Consider the following 17,998-nt stretch of genomic DNA (forward strand, 5'->3'; position numbering starts at 1 on the left):
AAAAATATAGTTATACATTTGTTATATATAAAAGTTACATCATGCAAAAACTCACAAATAAAGAAGAAGAGATAATGCACATATTATGGAAGCTGGAAAAAGCTTTTGTAAAAGAAGTGCTTGCTGAGATTAAAACCGAAAAGCCTCATTATAACACGCTTTCTACTATAATAAGAAATTTAGAAGAAAAAGGATATGTAGGTCATAATGCTTTTGGTAATACCCACCAATACTACCCTAAAATAGCTAAAGAAGAATACCGAAAAGGTTTTATGAATAATGCTATAGAAAACTACTTTAATAACTCGTATAAAAGTATGATTTCATTCTTTGCTAAAGAAGAAAAAATTAGTGCCGAAGAACTGAGAGAAATACTGGATATGATAGAAAAAAAGAAATAGTATGGAAAATTTTATAATATACCTGTGTAAAACATCGGCATTACTATCCATATTCTATATAGCTTACTATGCCCTGCTTAGAAAAGAAACTTTTTTTAACTCTAACAGGAGGTTTTTACTAATAGGCTTAATTACATCTGCCGTATTACCACTATTGGTATTTACCCGCACTGTTTGGGTAGAGCCTGTAGTGTTACAGGAATTAAACGCTCAGGATATTCAACAGGCAATAAATGCACAAGAACTGAATATAACCGAACAGACCAAAGGGTCTCCCATAAACTGGATAGCTGTAGCTATAGGCTTTTACCTTGCAGGGATGTTATTTTTTATAGGGCGCTTTTTAAATGAGCTGAGAAACTTAAAAAACATGCTGAAAAATCAGCCATTTTTAAAAAGAAACGGGTTTAAATATATCGACACTCCTGCTGTAAGCTCCCCGTTCTCTTTCTTTAATTATATTGTTTACAATTCAAAAGTATTAAGTGAAACAGAATTAGAGAATATACTGCAACACGAAAAAGTGCACAGCAGCCAAAAACACTCGCTTGATATGGTTATAAGCCAGTTATTCTGTTCATTTTTCTGGTTTAACCCTTTTGCTTGGCTGTACAAAAAAGCTATAGCGCAAAACCTTGAGTTTATTGCCGACTCCGAAGCATGTAAAAAAGTAAATGATGTTACCGCATATCAAAAAACATTATTAAAAATAACAGTACAACCCGAAGAGGGAAATACTGCAATCGTCAATCAATTTTATCAATCATTAATCAAAAAACGAATCGTTATGTTAAACACAAAACAATCAAGCTTACTCAACAAATGGAAGTATGCGACAGTATTACCTATACTGGTACTATTTATGTTTGCTTTTCAATTAGAAGTAAATGCACAGGAAAAAGGAAAAAAAGCCAATACAGCTTATTCTTTTGATAAAAGCGTTAAACTTGAGTTGCTCATTACCAAGGATACAAAAAAAGAAGAACTTGAAAAGGAAAAGGATTTCTTAAAAGAACAATTTAATGTGGATTTGAATTACTCTGATATTAAATACAATAACAACGAAGAGTTAATCGGCATAAAAATTATTACTAATAACGGAAAAAAGAAAAAAGAATATCATATAAGCGGTACTGAGCCTATTACTCCTTTTGCTATTATTGCTGAACAAAAAAATGGTAAAAATGTTGAAATTGATTTCTCTTCGCAAACACTCCCCGTTAATGCAAAAGGGCATGTATATATAAAATCAGATGAAGATGATATAAACATAACTAACGAGGACGAAATAACAGCTATTGTTGTAGGTAATACATCTGACACTGATAAATCAGAATCTAAAACAGGTTTTTGGTCTGTAGACAATGTAAAAATTAATAATAAGGAACTTCTTATAGTTATAGATGGTAAAAAACAGGAAAAAGGAGAAACGATACAAATACCTGTTAATCGCGCTATAGATGTAATAAAAACACTGGAACGAAAAGAAGCTAAAAAGAAATACGGCAGAGACGGCAGAAAGGGAGCTATAGAAATAACTACCAAAAAAGATAGTGATTTAGGAACAGGAGTAATTATAAAAAGTGATTTAAAAGGTTTAAAATCAGATGCTATAAAAATGTATAGCGGAAAAGGTGTTGCAGTTATTGACAGTAGAGACCTTCAGGAAGAGGCTTATAACCGTACCAAAAAACTACTTATAAAAACTGAGCAACAGCTAAATGATAATGAAGAAATGCTAGTGTACAGCAACGAAGAACAGGAAGAAGTAAGAAGAGCTTTAAAAGAAGCCCGTAAAGAAGTAGAGTCTACCAGAAAAGAAATGATTAATACCAGAAAAGAACTTTCCGAAAAGCGCAGAGTATTACAATTGGAAAGAGCTAAACAAATAGAAGAACGAAGTAAAATAAAAGACGAAAGAGCCAAACAGCGTGAAGAGTGGAATAAAGTAAAGGAAGAGATAAAAAAGGCTAAAGAAGAAAATTAATTAAGGAATTAGTTAGCAAGTAACAAATTAAAAATTTGTTATAAAAAGAGACGGCTATACAACGCCGTCTCTTTTTTTTGTATTTTTATTATATATTAAGTAACATAACTTACTATGTATAAACTACTGGCAAAACTAAATAAGTTGCTTTTACCAAGCTATACTAAACAACAACTGGATCTTGCCAAGGCAACCAAGCTGCAAAAAGCAATTATAGCCTGGAAATATTTTGTAACTACCCGTGCTGTAAACTAGTAGTTTATTGCAGCATATATATTATATTGGCTTAATTTATCACGCCCGTTAAGAAAGGAAAGTTCCATAAGAAAATTACACTGTACAATCTCCCCTCCCAGTTTTTCAACCAATTCGCATACTGCACTTGCAGTACCGCCTGTAGCTAAAACATCATCGTGTATTAAAACACACTCTCCCTCTTTTATAGCATCTGTATGAATTTCTAAAGTGTCTTGCCCATATTCTAAATCATACGAAGCAGCTATAGTACTGTAAGGTAATTTACCCGGTTTACGTACCGGTACAAACCCTGCATTAAGTTCATAAGCTAAAATAGTACCTAAAAAGTACCCTCTGCTTTCTATACCCACTACTTTATCAATGTTTTTATCTTTTATAGTACTCATAAGCTGTGCAATACTAGCTTTAACAGCTTTTGGGTCTGCAAGCAGTGGAGTAATATCTTTAAAACCTATTCCGGGTTTCGGAAAATCCTGTATGTCACGCACATACTCATTTAATACCATTTTTTTCTTATTTTTTATTGTAATTACGTTTGCAAGTTAATCAATTTTATATATATTTGCACCCGCAAAGAAGATAACACTATTAGTGTATTTGAAAGCATTTTTTACTAAACCAATGTTTTGGCGCCGTGGCGCAACTGAATAGCGCATCTGATTACGGCTCAGAAGGTTACAGGTTTGAATCCTGTCGGCGTCACCATATGGTGCAAATGATAAAAATTATCATTTGCACCATTTTTATTTATTATAAATTTATCAATCAGCATATAGCATTACAATAAAAAACCGCCCTAAAAAGAGCGGTTTTTTTATAATAAGAAGTAGTATATGCTATATTATTGTTTTACAACTTTTTTGGTAAATATTGTTCCATCAGTATTATTAACCTGTAGTATATATATACCATTTGCTAAAGCACTTATATTAATGTTTTGGGTTTGACTGGTTATTAAAGATCTTTGTCCTAATATATCATAAAATTCTACTTCAGAAACTTCCTTATTATCAGGCAGTGAAATAGAAAGAATGTTTCTTGTCGGGTTTGGAAAAACTGCAAAGGAATTATTTTCAAACGATGGTGTGCTTAAACTCCCAGTAGTAATTACAAAATTATCATAGTATCCGTCGGCACCAAAGTTATTATGCAACATATTAAGCCCAACAATATCAAGTTGTGTATAATTAGCTATCGTGTTCTCCAGTGTGTCGTTAATATAGTATTTTATTTCATCTGCAGATACTTCAATCCTAACATTTATCCATTCATTCGGAGTCCATTCTGCCTCAGCATAGTCAAAACCATAGTCTACATCTTTAATAAGATAAATATATCCGCGGTTTTCAATCCCAACCCCCGCTACAGGAACATACTCTTCATTTTCATTTATTGCGAAAAGGGTAAATTCAAAATCTGAACCGTCAGTTTCTGTTACTAAAACATCATAAGAAACTGTAAGATTCGTATAATCAATTGGTTCATCAAAAGTTTTTGAAGCACCAAATATAGGAAACCACTGATCAGAAAATGAAGGCTCAAATGCATTTTTAAAAGAGAAAGAGCCTTCTGAAGCTTCTTCATCTGTTATTACCTGATTTGTTATAAGGCCATCACTGCCTTCGGTTACTTCCCAATCATTTTGTCCATGTATCGTTCCAAGTTCATATCCTTCGGATGATTCAAAAGAAGTTGACTGCTGTGCAAATGTTAAGGAAGACAAAAGTGATGCAAAAAGTAGGTAAAAATTTTTCATAGCTATTAAATAAATTATTTATTCAAATTTAGCTATTTTTAAAGGTTTAAAGTATTCTCACACTATTGTTAACACTATTAATACAGGGGATACCATAAATTTCATTAAAGCGTAATAGTAATGGTAAATAAAGCTACTTACTATTAAATTATCAATAACTGCATATGGCCTTAAAGCAGATAAAGTAAAATAATTATACAGGGAGAAAAATTGAAAAGTTATCGTAAATGAGTATACCAATATCATTTAAAAAATGATTGAAAATTTGATATCAGTATAAAGAAAACGAAATTTAGTAACTATAGCGTTTTTTCTTTTTACAAAATAAACCGGCCATTTATTATTTAAGGCTTTATAAAGTAAAACTACTATTTGTCTTACTTAAAAGGTTATTTAACTGCACATACAATTGGGTTAAACGAAAAAGTAACCATATACTGACAAAACGAACGTAAATTTACTATATAAATCGATGGCCCCCCAAACATGCCATATTTATTTCGAAACTAGTGCAAATAAAAAAGCCTGCTATATACTATAGCAGGCTTTTACATTCTATATAGATATATTAAACTGTTGCTCTTTTTTTATTTGTAAACGACTGTACAACTGCAAAAGCTACTACAGATGCTAATATCCCGAAAAAGTTAGCGTCTAACCCCTTCCATAACTCTATTTGAGTAAGGATTAAAGTTAGAGTAGTAAGCCCCCCGCATATCATTGCTGCCATAGCTGCCATTGCTGAAGGTTTTTTAAGCACAAGCATACCTATAACAGGCACTAATAAGCCTGAAACCATAAATGCATAAGAATACAGCATTAACTCCAATACATTTTGCATGTGGGTTGCCAACAGCACTGCTATTGCACCAATAATTAATGTAATAAATTGTGAGTTCTTTATAGTATCATATTTCTTTTTGCCTTTAAAATAAGCTAGTATATCTGTTGAGAAGTTACCTGAGGCAGCCATTAAACAACTATCAGCTGTAGACATAATTGCCGAAAAGTAAGCTGAAAGCATTAGCCCCATAAGCCCTATTGGTAGTATACTTCTTAAAAATAGCGGTAATCCCAGCTCTGCATCTAAATCACTTCCCGGTGCATAACCAATATCAGTAAACATACCTTGTTCAAAACCTACCCTTGCAAATAAGCCTAAGGCAATACCCATAAATGCCATTACAGGCCATTCAAACAATCCTGCTATTCTCCATGCCTTTTTAGCTGTTTTTTCATCTCTACAGGCGTAAATACGCTGGTATAACGTCATACCCACAAACCATATAGGTACTATGGTTATAAACCAATTAAAAAACTGGACGGGCTCTACTTCGGTTAATGAAAGGAAACTACTATCAAGTGTATTTTCAATAGCCTGCCAACCGCCAATATAGTTATATCCTAATGGTATGCCTATACCTATTAAACCTGCCATAAGTATAATCCATTGAATAGTATCGGTATATATTACCGCTTTAATACCGCCTATAGCAGTATATACTATTGCTATAACTCCCATTATTAAAATGGCATCAGGAATGGAAACTGATGGGAATGTAGCCGAAGCCAGTTTAGCTCCTGCCAATATTTGCGAACTGGTAAAACCTATATAACCAACCAATGATATTATTCCTGCTACCAGTGCTACTTTAGCATTATAATGAAATGCCAGCGACTGTGGAAAGGTTAAAAACTTATGTTTGTGTGCTATAGGGTATACCTTTGGTATTAGCAAAACGGCACTAATCCAAGCGCCAAGCAGCCCTGTAAAAAGCATCCAGCTACCCGAAAGCCCCATCATAAAGCCAAGTCCTCCTAAACCTATGGAGAATCCCCCGCCAACATCCGTAGCTACTACAGAAAGACCAATATGCCCGGCAGACATTCCTCTGCCCCCTACATAGTAATCTTCTTCGGATTTATTGCGTTTCATAAAATAAACGCCAACGCCAAGCATTATTACTAAATAAACAATAAAGATAAGAAGGTCGATAATGTGAATGTCCATGAAAGGATTTTTTGGTTTATTACAAAAAAATAAAGGCTGTATAAAAACCATTAAGCCAACGTCAATATAGAGTATGACTACTGAACTTATTATGTAAAATGATTATTTTGGCGTTCAGTATAAAAATGATTTTTGCCAAGAATTTAATAATATACTAAATGGCAATAGCCTTAAAATATATTGTGTTAGCAACAAATATATAAAAGTTATGCGGTAAAGGCTAACTTTGTAGTAAACCCTGTATATACAAGAAAGCGCTACATTAATATAATGTAACGCCTCTATTGTATATAAAACCAAATTATATCTCTTACATTTTATATGCTTTGTATACGTTTATTTCATAACTGTATGGTCCTAAAAATAATTGCATTGCCGAGCCGTCAGCTGCGTACCATGCTAAGTTTATTTTAGCTTTTTTAGCTTGTATGGCACTATGCAGTTCCGCAGCAGTATCATTTTCAATATCGCTGTCTCCTACACTATTATATATATTAGGTTCTGAGGTTAATAGCTGATTTTTTAACAGCATCTGATCCATTATATCCAACGCGTCCTGTAATCCTTTCGGCGTTTGAGGAAATTTCATAATTACATCATTAGTATTTCCTTTTCTCAGCCAGTCGTAATAAACAGCTTCAGTATTGCTAAATGTACCTTCTACTTCAAGCCCTGCGCCTCCAAAAGATTGTGCTCCGGCAACAGTAGCCACAAAAAGAAAGAACATAGTAAGATAATTTTTTAATTTCATAATATGTAAGTTTTTAATTTTAAAATTCTTGTTTTATCTAAATTACAAAATCATAAAGTGAAAAATTTTAAATAAATCATAAAACAAATCTTACTAAGAGGTAACTTAACTAAAAATTAAGAATATAACCTTTTAAAAAAAGCCCTCTAATTAAAGAAGGCTTTCTTGTTAGATTGAAGTAACCGGATTATAAATTTTTGCTTATATAGCTTCCAAACATATCTTTAAATTCATAGCCTGAAGAGATTCGGTCTTTATTTAATTTGTTGTACTGAGATAATCCCCACAAAATAAACTCTTTAATAAAGTACACATCTTCTTTAGATGTGTTAGGCTGGTATTTTTTTACCAAATGGCTTAACGGTGTAACAGCATCTAAAGCTTTTTTATATTCATCATCTGTTGCATCATCAGGCAACTCAAAATTACTTTGGTTAAAGAACCAGTCATAAACTTCCTGATACGGACTTTCTTCATTAGGGCGCTCCAGTTTCTCTATTTTAGGGAAGTATACAGGGAATAGCGTTTCTATGGCTTTGCCTATTAAGTGTTCGGCAACATAAGCAGCTCCCTCCTGCTCTCCTTCATAAACCAACTCTATTTTTCCGGTTAAAGCAGGAATAATCCCCATAAAGTCAGAAAGGCGAACTCCTGTAGTTTTATCGCCCGAAAGTAAAGCCCTTCGTTCGGCTGTACTCAGCAAGTTTTCAAATGCCGTAATACTCATACGTGCACTCACACCGCTTTTATAGTCCACATACTCGCTGTCACGAGCCTCAAAGCCTATCTGCTCCAATAAATCTTTCGCTAATGAAGGTACATAAACACTACCGCTCTGTCTTTCATCAAGATTAGCTTCCTGTTCTGTAATAGTACGGGCTATTTGTATGTTTTCAGGGTAATGTGTTAATATTTGCGAACCTATCCTGTCTTTAAGCGGTGTAACTATGCTACCCCTGTTGGTATAATCTTCAGGGTTCGCCGTAAATACAAACTGGATATTTAAAGGCATACGCACTTTAAACCCTCTGATTTGTATATCGCCTTCCTGTAATATATTGAATAATGCTACCTGAATACGTGCCTGTAAATCAGGCAATTCATTAATTACAAAAATACAACGATTGGCTCTTGGCACCATCCCAAAATGAATTACTCTGTCATCAGCATACGATAGTTTTAAGTTTGCTGCTTTAATAGGGTCTATATCCCCTATAAGGTCGGCTACTGTTACATCAGGTGTGGCAAGCTTTTCGTAGAAACGTTCGCTACGGTGTAGCCATATTATTGGTGTATCATCGCCTTTTGTGTCAATAATTTCTTTAGCATAACGCGAAATAGGGTTAAAAGGATCATCGTTAATTTCTGAACCTTCTACAACCGGAATCCACTCATTTAAAAGGTTTACCATAAGCCTTGCCAGTCTTGTTTTTGCCTGACCTCTTAAACCCAGTAAATTGATATTATGACGTGATAATATAGCACGTTCCAGTTCGGGTATCACAGTGTTTTCAAAACCCCAAACACCTTCAAAAACATTTTCTTTTTTACTTATTTTATCTATCAGGTTATCTCTAAGTTCATCTTTTATATTTTTACTTTGGTAACCTGTTTTCTTTAACTCTCCTAAAGTTTTTATGTTTTTTACATCCATTTGATAATCTGTCTTAAAGTTTAAAAGTTGAAAGTCGTAAAGCCCTTCCTATTTAAAATTCTACTTTATTTATAATTTCCTAAAAGGCCTAAACCTCTTATATCATTTCTATCTTCTAATGTTGTTGGATTAATGCTCCATTTTTCTGCTATTTTCATAACAAGCTCTTCGTCTGGATAAGTAATATCTTCTCTTTCCCAATAGCTTTCCTGTTTTGCTTCTTCCGATGCTGTATCTATCAATATGTAGTTTGATTCAGCTTCTGTCGGCTCTCCTATTATTTCAAGATTTTCACCGCTTTCTCCTAAATAAGAATAAAACCTTTTTATTTCTCCATTTATTGACTTTACCCAACAATGATATTCTACTATTCTATGGGTACCGAAAAACTGAACCTCACCAAATTGCTTACTTAGCTTATTAGCCAGTTCTTTTAGTTCTGTTATAGATTCTTTTGAATCTCCTGACGGTAAGCCCCAACCTACTGCGAGCACCCAACCGTCTATAGGAGGACTTACATAAACTTTATCTTTATAAGCCGAGTCTATTCCTTTTTTCCAACCAGAAGGTTTTACATTTTTTAAATGCAATGAATTTGCTACTTCTTCCGCATTTGATGATTTTACCGCAAACCATACTACTTTATAACCAAAGGAAACAGGTGTATTATGTATGGTATCAGCTACTATTTCAGTCTGTTTTACAGCAGATTCACTTTTTATACCTGTCCTTCTTATTAAGAATACTAACAGAGTGATAACAATAATAGGTGCAAAAACTACAATGTATTCTGACTTCATTTTATAATTATACTATTTGTAAATTCCTAAAAGCCCTAAGCCTTTTATATTTTTATTTTCTCGTAATTTCATGGGGTTTACACTCCATTCTTCCGCTATATCCAAAATGGTTGCACCATCAACAAAAGTTACCTTGTTTCTTTTCCAATAGTCTTGGTCTTCTTCATCTATTTCCCAAGGTAAAATAGCAGGTAAGTTATACCCTAGCTCTGCTCTTGTAGGGGTACCTAAAGTATGATATTCATTTGTATGATCGTTATAATCATATAGCCTTTCAATACTACCATTTATAGCTTTTGCAAAACAATAGTAGCCATAACTTTTTGCAAAGTATTGTGCTTCTCCAAAAGTAGCACTGAGTTTTTTTAATAGTTTCTTTATCGTTTTTAAATCTTCTGCCATACTCCCTAAAGGCAAGCCATCTCCCATAACTAAAACCCAATCATTTACCTTAGGGGTTACAAATACAGTTTCCAACCCTTCGTAACTCATTGCATTTTTCCAATTGGACTTAACAACTCCTTCCAAACCCAATATTTGAGATACTTTTACAACATCATTTGTTTTAACAGCAAACCAGGCATCTCCAAAATTATAGGGTGCATCAGGTGTTGCAACTTCTTTTAAAATCCCTTTTCTTCTGTTTTCAGATTTTGTATTATTATTTCCCTCTTCAGTTATTAACCTATAAGATATAACCACGAAAACAAGAGCTATTAAAATAATTATTACTTCCATTAAGTATTTTCTACTAAATATAACTATTTACTTTACCCTCTTTTTCCTATTCGTTTCGTAATCTTCAAAAATCATTTCACCCAGTCCTTTTAAGCCTGTATAAAATGCCTTACCTTGATTCGCTTCGGTAAAATTCATTACAAAACGCTGCAAATAAGGGTCTGATGTTATCATAAAAGTAGTAATGGGTATATGCAGCTTTCTGGCTTGCGATGCCATATTATAGCATTTCTCTACAATATATTCATCTAGCCCGTTACTGTTCATGTAATACGTACCATCATTTTCCTTAACACAGCTTGGCTTACCGTCGGTAATCATAAAAATCTGTTTATTGGTATTACGCTTTCGGCGAAGTATATCCATTGCCAACTGTAACCCTGCTACAGTATTGGTATGATAGGGACCTACCTGCAAGTAAGGCAAGTCTTTAATAGGTATTGTCCAGGCATCGTTACCAAAAACCAAAATATCAAGTGTGTCTTTTGGGTAGCGTGTAGTAATTAACTCAGATAATGCCATAGCTACTTTTTTAGCGGGTGTAATACGGTCTTCTCCGTAAAGTATCATACTGTGGCTAATATCAATCATTAACACCGTACTCATTTGGGCTTTATACTGTGCATCTTCAACTACCAAGTCATTTTCAGTAAGGGTTAAATCGCCTATACCGTTATTTATCTGAGCGTTTTTTATACTTTCAGTTAGCGATATCCTGTCGAAGCCATCGCCAAAGCGGTATTCCCTAAACTCACCTGTTTGTTCGTTTCCGCTTCCGGAATGTTTGGTTTTATGGTTACCTGCCCCACGCTTTTGTAAATTCCCAAATATTTGTTTTAAGGCATGCTGACGTATAGAGCGTTCTGTTTTTGCAGTAATTTTTAAACCTCCATCGCCAGTTTGTTCTGTTTCATCTTTTATATAACCTTTCTTTTTAAGGTCTTCAATAAAATCGTCTATAGTATAATTTTCATCCGTAAGTTTGTATTCCTGGTCAAGCTGCCTAAGCCAGTCCAACGCTTCGTCTAAGTCTCCTGAAGTATGTGTAATAAGTTCAGTAAATATCTCGAATAACTTATCAAAAGGAGGTACATCGGGTGCTGTATAGGAAGAAAAACGGAATCCCTTTCTTTTTTTATTTTCCATAGCCTTAAATTTACTATTTATTACACGTAAAGGCTATAAAACAAAACTAAATTTTGAGTTAAATTTAGATAGGCTTTATTAAAATAAAAAAACTCCCCTTAACTAAGGAGAGTTTTTATAGTATATAATCATATTTTTATTTAGAAAACAAAAGTAGGTCTTTCGCTCATCATTTCATTAACTTCAGCAGCTACAACTTCAATAACTTCCTCGTTTTCAAAGTCGTTTATTACTCTGTCAATCATATCTACTATAGTTTCCATATCAGCCTCCATTAAACCTCTTGTAGTAATAGCAGCAGTACCCACACGAATTCCTGATGTTACAAATGGTGATTTATCATCAAACGGAACCATGTTTTTGTTTACGGTAATTTCTGCTTTTACTAATGCGTTTTCAGCATCTTTACCTGATATATTTTTATTTCTAAGGTCAATAAGCATCATGTGGTTATCAGTCCCTCCTGAAATAATATCGTAACCTCTTTTTACAAATGCTTCTGCCATAGCTTTAGCATTCTTCTGTACTTGTAACATATAACGGAAGAACTCATCTTGTAATGCCTCACCAAATGCTACTGCTTTAGCTGCAATTATATGCTCTAAAGGCCCTCCCTGGTTACCCGGGAATACACCTGAGTCTAATAACGAAGACATCATACGTACATTACCTTTAGGTGTTTTAAGCCCCCAAGGGTTCTCAAAATCTTTCCCCATTAAAATCATACCTCCTCTTGGTCCTCTTAAGGTTTTGTGAGTGGTAGTAGTTATAATGTGGCAATGTGGTACAGGGTCGTTTAATAAGCCTTTAGCAATAAGTCCCGCAGGGTGCGAAATATCAGCCATAAGTATAGCGCCTACGCTATCAGCAATCTCTCTGAAACGTTTAAAGTCCATATCACGAGAGTATGCCGAAGCACCTGCTATAATCAGCTTTGGTTTTTCCTGCTCTGCTACTTCCTGTATTTTATCGTAGTTTAATAGACCTGTTTCCTTTTCTACACCGTAAAATGATGTTTCGTATAATTTACCTGAAAAGTTTACAGGCGAACCATGTGTTAAGTGCCCACCGTGAGAAAGGTCGAAACCTAAAATTTTATCACCCGGTTTAAGACATGCTGCAAATACTGCTGTATTAGCCTGAGAACCTGAGTGTGGCTGTACGTTAGCATACTCAGCTCCAAAAAGTGCTTTGGCTCTGTCTATAGCTATTTGTTCTACAACATCAACTACTTCACATCCGCCATAATATCTTTTTCCGGGGTATCCTTCAGCATATTTATTGGTTAAAACAGAACCCGCAGCTTCCATTACCTGATCGCTTACAAAGTTTTCTGATGCAATTAGTTCCAGACCATGTATTTGTCTTTCTTGTTCTTCCAGTATTAAGTCGAAAATTTGTTCGTCTCGTTGCATTTTATAATTTTTCGTTAATTTGCTGTCAAAAATACAAAAAAAGGTTTGTTAATACCACTTAGGAAAGTATATTTGATAATTCAATAAAACATAAAAACAACGTTACTAAGATATGCCAATAACAGCAAACGACCCAACCAGAAAATCCTGGTTAGACGTACCAAAAAACAGCGATTTCCCAATACAAAATATACCATTTGGTGTTTTCATTACTAAAGATGATGTAGTTACCATAGGAACAAGAATTGGCGATTATGCCATAGACCTTGGTGCACTACAGCAACTTAACTACTTTGAAGGTATTGAACTTACTGATGATATGTTTATGCAGGATACTCTGAACGATTTCATATCGGACGGTAGAAAAACATGGAGATTAGTACGTAACAGAATAGCTGAACTATTTGACAGCAACAACCCAACACTTAGAGATAACCAAAAGCATCGTGATATTGTTATCTTCAATTTAGAAGATGTTGAAATGCAATTACCGGTTTTAATTGGTGATTATACTGATTTCTATTCGAGCAGAGAACATGCTACTAACGTAGGTAAAATGTTCCGCGATCCTGAAAATGCATTATTACCAAACTGGTTGCATATACCTGTAGGGTATCATGGCAGATCCTCTACTATAGTACCATCAGGAATACCGGTACACCGCCCTAACGGACAGACGTTACCTCCTGGAGAAACACAGCCTGTTTTCGGTCCTTCAAAAAGAGTTGACTTTGAACTTGAAATGGCATTTGTTACTACAGATGCTAACATTATGGGTGAAAGTATTCCTGTAGACAAAGCAGAAGAACATATTTTTGGTTTAGTATTGCTTAATGACTGGAGTGCCCGCGATATACAAAAATGGGAATATGTGCCGCTAGGCCCGTTCCTTGCTAAAAACTTTGCATCATCAATGTCGCCTTGGATTGTTACTCTTGATGCTTTAGAGCCTTTCCGCGCCAAAGGTCCTGAGCAGAATGATCCTAAGCCATTAGAGTATTTACAACTTGATGGCGAGCATGCTTTTAATATTAAACTGGAAGTTGGTCTTAAGCCAGAAAACGGTGAAGAGAAAACAATAGCTAACTCTAACTTTAAGTACATGTACTGGAGTATGGCACAACAACTGGCTCACCACACTGTAAACGGCTGTCGTGTAAACAGTGGTGACCTTATGGGTAGTGGTACTATATCAGGGCCTACACCTGATAGTTTCGGTTCTATGTTAGAGCTTACTTGGGGTGGTAAAAACCCAATAAAAATGAACGACGGTAGCGAGCGTAAATTTATAAATGACGGTGATACTGTTATTATGCGCGGTCACTGTGAAAATGATGAAGTAAGAATAGGTTTTGGTGAAGTAAGCAGTAAATTATTACCTGCTTTTACTCCTAAAAAATAATTCTATTTTATAAAGCATAAAAAAAGCTCCTTGAAATTCAAGGAGCTTTTTTATTATCTATTATTTAAAAATGTTTATGTTGTCTTATTTAAAACGACTTTTTAATCCTGTCAAGACTACGTTTTACATCTCTGTCTTTTATAGTTTCTCGTTTATCATAATTCTTTTTACCGCGAGCCAGACCAATTTCCAGCTTTGCCAAACCTCTATCGTTAGTAAACAGTCGCAATGGTACTATAGTTAACCCTTTGGACTGTACACTTTTTTGCAGGCTTTTCAACTCTCTCTTATTAAGCAAAAGTTTACGCTCACTTTTAGGTGCATGACTAAAATTTCGGCTAAAAGCATACTCCTCTATATTGGTATTTATAGCAAATAATTCATGCCCCTGAAATTCACAAAAACTTTCAGCTATAGAAGCCCTGCCCTGTCGGATAGATTTAATCTCCGATCCGGCAAGTACTATACCTGCTGTATATTTATCCAAGATTTCATATTCAAACTTGGCTTTTCTGTTTAATATGTTTACTGATTTCTGCATAAGGATTGCAAAGTTACATACAAATTGTGTAAAGTACTACAATCAGCACTTTTAATGCATGTAAGTTTTGCTAAATCAATATATAACCGGGGAAATAGCATTTAATACCCTTTACAGCTATTTGCATTGCAACGGGCTGTACAGGAATAAAACACATTGCACATAAAAAACGACACAGTTGAAAAAGACTGCTTAGGGTTATTGCGTGATAAGAGGTTATTGCTGTTTAATAATGATGATTTCATCGCTACCGGCATTCATAATCTTGAAACATTATTTTATAAAGTAGCATTAAAAAGCCCGTAAGATTACGGGCTTTTTTTATTATTGTTTAAAGATAGTTTAACATTTTTTACCACATACTCGTGTATTGGTAAGACTTACTTTTGTATATATCATAGTGCAATCGCCAGGATTTGTTAAATTATTAGTCATATAATCTTTAATTGCACTTGCTACACACTCCTGTGGGTTACTAAAATTACCACAATTAGCAAGCTCTGTATACCCTCCTGGGCATTTTGCAGCGTTAATATTTATAGATTGGAGAACTGGAGCACTGTATACTACATATTTGTTAATTGATTCATCTAAATACCAACCTCTTTTCATTTTGTCGGAATTTGAATCATAATGTAAGATTTCGGAAATATACGCTTCGCCATTACTTATTGTTACTTTTGTGTAAACATCGCTAATGTCGTTATAGTCATTAAATTCATCCAAGGATTCTTGAAATAATGTTGAAAAACTAGTATCAACACTATCAATAGCTTGCGCCACTGTAGTATAGGTAAATAAAGTTGTTTTAGTACCTATTTGCAGTCCTTTTAAATTAAGAGGTATTTCACCAATTAGAACTTCAGAGTTTTGCTCGTTAGACTTAATTGATGAATCACTGTGACCATCGTCTGAACAAGAATAAAATGCAGTAACTGCTAATAATAAAACTAGCTTAAATTTGAATAAATGTTTCATAAATTAGAATTTTAGTTGGTATTTGGATTATAAAAATATAAAAAATGTTTTTAAAAATTACTTTTAAATAAATATATATATCGATTAATGCAATACTTTAATCGACAATATGTTACAAATTTTTGTAAATAAAGTAATTATTAAAATACAGGTAAATACCTATTAATAGATATTTATTAAAATGTAAATATAATCTTCAACATTGTCAATTTTCATATTACAAAATAACATATAGGCCATTGCCACATTTGATTAAAATGCAAGGCAATGGCAAAATGTTGTGAAACTATACTAATTATTCTGTTACTGTAATAATTTTAGTAATATAGTTTGTATTACTGGTAGGAAATCTAAGCTCATATTCTCCTGCTTCGGTAACCTGAAAGGTAAATTGATCTGTTTCTGTAGTAGCTATTTCAGCACATTGACAACCTGTATAAGCAACAACAGGACTTACAGTTCTAAACCCACTTACAGAGGGATTAGACACTTGAAAGCGAACAAAATCTCCGCAATCACTAAGTACTACAAAGTCTACATCAAAAACAGCAGGTTCATTTACCGCAACAGTTTCAGGACCTGTAACGCCGCTAACGCTTGCATAGCCTATATAGTAGCAATTATCACTTCCGTCATCATCTAAACTACAGCCGGTTATTAATAATGTGGTTAGTGTTACAACTATCAAATAAATAAACCTCATCTTTTTCATATCTCGTCTTTATTTATAGGATGTTAAACTAATAAAATGGTTGCGTAGAAAATAGAATTATCAACCTAATACTTCTATACTAAAACTTTTAGATATTTTTTCTTTTTCGTCTAAAACAATAATACCTTCTTTTTCAAATATATTACCTGTGGTGTTTACACTATCTGCATAGCCCTGCCATGGCTCAATACATAAAAATGGTGCGCCCGGTTTCGTCCATATACCCAGATGAGGAAAATCTTCAAAATTTATTTTCAAAAATACCTCATCGTTTTTTTCTATTGCAAGGGATTTTGAATTTAACTGTTTAAATACTAAAGCATCATTAGCGAATAACTTATGGTTTAAATTCAGTTTTTTATCAACTGTAGGTACTGCTACAGTAGTTTGCGACAATAAGTTTTCCTGTAATGGATAACTGGTTAGCTTTTCCTCTTTTTCAAAACTTAAACTATAGTCTTCAAAATTACCGGGTAATGCAAAAGCAGGATGTGCACCTATAGAAAACGGCATCTTTTCGCTACTGTTATTGTGCACTATATATTCTATAATTAAACTTGTAGTACCCAGAGTATATTTTAATTCTAATTCAAAATCAAAAGGATATACAGCTCTAGTATCATCATTAGCTTTTAGTGAAAAAACAACATTATCCAATTGCTGCTCTTTTACTTTAAACTCATTATCGCGGGCAAAACCATGACGGCTAAGCTTATATTCTTTATCATTATAGGTGTAGGTGTCATTTTTTAATGCTCCTACTATTGGGAATAATACAGGTGAATGTTTACCCCAAAACTCAGGGTTTCCTTCCCACATATATTCTTTTCCGTCTTTATTTTTTAATGATACAAGCTCTGCTCCTTTAGGGTTTATTACAGCTTTTAAATGATTGTTACGTATGGTTACCACAGTTATAATTTTTTACAATACTACCGATTTCTTTTCAGCAAGCTCTTTAATTTTATGCGATGCTGTTTCTCCAAAGGTAATGCTTTCATCATAATACTTATCTCCTTCGGTAAGTATCGCAAAATCGCCTATTTCTATGCCAAGCCATGTATGCCCTTTATCATCAACTGACAGTGTATAGGTATAACCAATATTGGTTATGGTATCATCATTCCATGCCGGCATATATACTGAATATTTAAGGGTCTGGTTTACATCAAACTCTACCACCTTCATTACAGAAACACCCGGTCGCTCTATTACTGTGGCGTTTTGTATTTCATAATCTCCGAAATCTTCCGGTAAGTAATTCCATTGGCGGATGTATTCCGGCTTGGTTAAAATTTCCCATACTCTAGCAGCAGGGGCTTCTATCCTTATATTGTTTTTAACAACTAACTCTTTACTCATGGCAATTTTTTTATGGTTATTACATAAAATTATAAATACCCTTACAGCTTACATAGGCATTTAACTATACTTTAAAAAAATAAAAG

The 17,998-nt window shown here is 34.0% G+C and carries 18 protein-coding genes and 1 tRNA gene; 5 read left to right on the forward strand and 14 right to left on the reverse strand.

Annotation, left to right across the window (positions count from 1 at the left end):
• Positions 1-41 precede the first annotated feature (41 nt).
• The 3 genes from IEW45_RS02590 to IEW45_RS02600 all read left to right on the forward strand — a co-directional run bounded on the left by IEW45_RS02590 (position 42) and on the right by IEW45_RS02600 (position 2,643).
• Positions 42-401, forward strand: a complete 360-nt coding sequence (locus tag IEW45_RS02590) for a BlaI/MecI/CopY family transcriptional regulator (RefSeq protein ID WP_188619661.1) — start codon at positions 42-44, stop codon at positions 399-401.
• A gap of 1 nt (position 402) precedes the next feature.
• Positions 403-2,388 carry a M56 family metallopeptidase gene (locus IEW45_RS02595; RefSeq protein ID WP_188619662.1) on the forward strand — a complete coding sequence of 662 codons (1,986 nt, stop codon included), beginning with the start codon at positions 403-405 and terminating at the stop codon, positions 2,386-2,388.
• 114 nt (positions 2,389-2,502) lie between these two features.
• Complete coding sequence (locus IEW45_RS02600) at positions 2,503-2,643, forward strand: SsrA-binding protein (RefSeq protein WP_188619663.1); 141 nt, start codon at positions 2,503-2,505, stop codon at positions 2,641-2,643.
• Here the strand turns inward: IEW45_RS02600 and IEW45_RS02605 are convergent.
• Positions 2,640-3,152, reverse strand: coding sequence for an adenine phosphoribosyltransferase (locus IEW45_RS02605; protein WP_188619664.1), 513 nt, complete (start codon positions 3,150-3,152; stop codon positions 2,640-2,642). The two genes, IEW45_RS02600 and IEW45_RS02605, sit on opposite strands and share 4 nt — an antisense overlap.
• 122 nt (positions 3,153-3,274) lie before the next feature.
• Between IEW45_RS02605 and IEW45_RS02610 the strand changes: the two genes are divergently transcribed.
• Positions 3,275-3,351: transfer RNA gene (locus IEW45_RS02610), tRNA-Arg, on the forward strand.
• Between the two features lie 136 nt (positions 3,352-3,487).
• Here the strand turns inward: IEW45_RS02610 and IEW45_RS02615 are convergent.
• From IEW45_RS02615 to glyA, 8 genes are all read right to left on the reverse strand, one after another.
• The gene (locus tag IEW45_RS02615) at positions 3,488-4,402 is read right to left on the reverse strand and encodes a T9SS type A sorting domain-containing protein (RefSeq protein WP_188619665.1); all 915 of its coding nucleotides are present in this window, start codon (positions 4,400-4,402) and stop codon (positions 3,488-3,490) included.
• A gap of 568 nt (positions 4,403-4,970) precedes the next feature.
• Positions 4,971-6,413, reverse strand: coding sequence for a sodium:solute symporter family protein (locus IEW45_RS02620; RefSeq protein WP_229665878.1), 1,443 nt, complete (start codon positions 6,411-6,413; stop codon positions 4,971-4,973).
• 310 nt (positions 6,414-6,723) lie between these two features.
• Positions 6,724-7,164, reverse strand: coding sequence for a hypothetical protein (locus IEW45_RS02625; RefSeq protein WP_188619666.1), 441 nt, complete (start codon positions 7,162-7,164; stop codon positions 6,724-6,726).
• A gap of 187 nt (positions 7,165-7,351) precedes the next feature.
• A complete protein-coding gene (locus tag IEW45_RS02630; protein WP_188619667.1) occupies positions 7,352-8,818 on the reverse strand; it encodes a MoxR family ATPase in 1,467 nt (488 codons plus the stop codon).
• Between the two features lie 65 nt (positions 8,819-8,883).
• Positions 8,884-9,618 carry a hypothetical protein gene (locus IEW45_RS02635; protein WP_188619668.1) on the reverse strand — a complete coding sequence of 245 codons (735 nt, stop codon included), beginning with the start codon at positions 9,616-9,618 and terminating at the stop codon, positions 8,884-8,886.
• A gap of 12 nt (positions 9,619-9,630) precedes the next feature.
• Entirely contained in the window at positions 9,631-10,356 is a 726-nt protein-coding gene (locus IEW45_RS02640) for a hypothetical protein (protein WP_188619669.1), read from the reverse strand.
• A 27-nt stretch (positions 10,357-10,383) separates the two neighbouring features.
• Entirely contained in the window at positions 10,384-11,502 is a 1,119-nt protein-coding gene (locus tag IEW45_RS02645) for a vWA domain-containing protein (RefSeq protein ID WP_188619670.1), read from the reverse strand.
• Positions 11,503-11,642: 140 nt separating this feature from the next.
• Positions 11,643-12,917: a serine hydroxymethyltransferase gene (glyA, locus tag IEW45_RS02650; RefSeq protein WP_188619671.1), complete on the reverse strand. Its 1,275-nt coding sequence runs from the start codon at positions 12,915-12,917 to the stop codon at positions 11,643-11,645.
• 112 nt (positions 12,918-13,029) lie between these two features.
• On the opposite strand from glyA, the gene fahA reads away from it, so the two are divergent.
• Positions 13,030-14,319, forward strand: coding sequence for a fumarylacetoacetase (gene fahA, locus IEW45_RS02655; RefSeq protein WP_188619672.1), 1,290 nt, complete (start codon positions 13,030-13,032; stop codon positions 14,317-14,319).
• An 88-nt stretch (positions 14,320-14,407) separates the two neighbouring features.
• Here the strand turns inward: fahA and smpB are convergent, their stop codons facing one another.
• The 5 genes from smpB to IEW45_RS02680 form a co-directional block, all read right to left on the reverse strand.
• Positions 14,408-14,860, reverse strand: coding sequence for an SsrA-binding protein SmpB (gene smpB, locus IEW45_RS02660; RefSeq protein ID WP_188619673.1), 453 nt, complete (start codon positions 14,858-14,860; stop codon positions 14,408-14,410).
• 342 nt (positions 14,861-15,202) lie between these two features.
• The gene (locus tag IEW45_RS02665) at positions 15,203-15,838 is read right to left on the reverse strand and encodes a hypothetical protein (protein WP_188619674.1); all 636 of its coding nucleotides are present in this window, start codon (positions 15,836-15,838) and stop codon (positions 15,203-15,205) included.
• A 295-nt stretch (positions 15,839-16,133) separates the two neighbouring features.
• Positions 16,134-16,550, reverse strand: coding sequence for a hypothetical protein (locus tag IEW45_RS02670; RefSeq protein WP_188619675.1), 417 nt, complete (start codon positions 16,548-16,550; stop codon positions 16,134-16,136).
• Positions 16,551-16,610: 60 nt separating this feature from the next.
• Positions 16,611-17,462 carry an aldose 1-epimerase family protein gene (locus IEW45_RS02675; RefSeq protein WP_229665879.1) on the reverse strand — a complete coding sequence of 284 codons (852 nt, stop codon included), beginning with the start codon at positions 17,460-17,462 and terminating at the stop codon, positions 16,611-16,613.
• Between the two features lie 12 nt (positions 17,463-17,474).
• Complete coding sequence (locus IEW45_RS02680; protein WP_188619676.1) at positions 17,475-17,912, reverse strand: SRPBCC family protein; 438 nt, start codon at positions 17,910-17,912, stop codon at positions 17,475-17,477.
• Positions 17,913-17,998: the final 86 nt, after the last annotated feature.

It is taken from the genome of Flavobacterium suaedae (genome assembly GCF_014642915.1).
In the GTDB taxonomy this organism is placed as follows: domain Bacteria; phylum Bacteroidota; class Bacteroidia; order Flavobacteriales; family Flavobacteriaceae; genus Flavobacterium; species Flavobacterium suaedae.

Excerpts from the sequence above, each read along its gene's own strand:
- IEW45_RS02590 (WP_188619661.1), top strand. The coding sequence starts at position 42 with ATGCAAAAACTCACAAATAAAGAAGAAGAGATAATGCACATATTATGG.
- IEW45_RS02595 (WP_188619662.1), top strand. The coding sequence starts at position 403 with ATGGAAAATTTTATAATATACCTGTGTAAAACATCGGCATTACTATCC.
- IEW45_RS02600 (WP_188619663.1), top strand. The coding sequence starts at position 2,503 with ATGTATAAACTACTGGCAAAACTAAATAAGTTGCTTTTACCAAGCTAT.
- IEW45_RS02605 (WP_188619664.1), bottom strand. The coding sequence starts at position 3,152 with ATGGTATTAAATGAGTATGTGCGTGACATACAGGATTTTCCGAAACCC.
- IEW45_RS02615 (WP_188619665.1), bottom strand. The coding sequence starts at position 4,402 with ATGAAAAATTTTTACCTACTTTTTGCATCACTTTTGTCTTCCTTAACA.
- IEW45_RS02620 (WP_229665878.1), bottom strand. The coding sequence starts at position 6,413 with ATGGACATTCACATTATCGACCTTCTTATCTTTATTGTTTATTTAGTA.
- IEW45_RS02625 (WP_188619666.1), bottom strand. The coding sequence starts at position 7,164 with ATGAAATTAAAAAATTATCTTACTATGTTCTTTCTTTTTGTGGCTACT.
- IEW45_RS02630 (WP_188619667.1), bottom strand. The coding sequence starts at position 8,818 with ATGGATGTAAAAAACATAAAAACTTTAGGAGAGTTAAAGAAAACAGGT.
- IEW45_RS02635 (WP_188619668.1), bottom strand. The coding sequence starts at position 9,618 with ATGAAGTCAGAATACATTGTAGTTTTTGCACCTATTATTGTTATCACT.
- IEW45_RS02640 (WP_188619669.1), bottom strand. The coding sequence starts at position 10,356 with ATGGAAGTAATAATTATTTTAATAGCTCTTGTTTTCGTGGTTATATCT.
- IEW45_RS02645 (WP_188619670.1), bottom strand. The coding sequence starts at position 11,502 with ATGGAAAATAAAAAAAGAAAGGGATTCCGTTTTTCTTCCTATACAGCA.
- glyA (WP_188619671.1), bottom strand. The coding sequence starts at position 12,917 with ATGCAACGAGACGAACAAATTTTCGACTTAATACTGGAAGAACAAGAA.
- fahA (WP_188619672.1), top strand. The coding sequence starts at position 13,030 with ATGCCAATAACAGCAAACGACCCAACCAGAAAATCCTGGTTAGACGTA.
- smpB (WP_188619673.1), bottom strand. The coding sequence starts at position 14,860 with ATGCAGAAATCAGTAAACATATTAAACAGAAAAGCCAAGTTTGAATAT.
- IEW45_RS02665 (WP_188619674.1), bottom strand. The coding sequence starts at position 15,838 with ATGAAACATTTATTCAAATTTAAGCTAGTTTTATTATTAGCAGTTACT.
- IEW45_RS02670 (WP_188619675.1), bottom strand. The coding sequence starts at position 16,550 with ATGAAAAAGATGAGGTTTATTTATTTGATAGTTGTAACACTAACCACA.
- IEW45_RS02680 (WP_188619676.1), bottom strand. The coding sequence starts at position 17,912 with ATGAGTAAAGAGTTAGTTGTTAAAAACAATATAAGGATAGAAGCCCCT.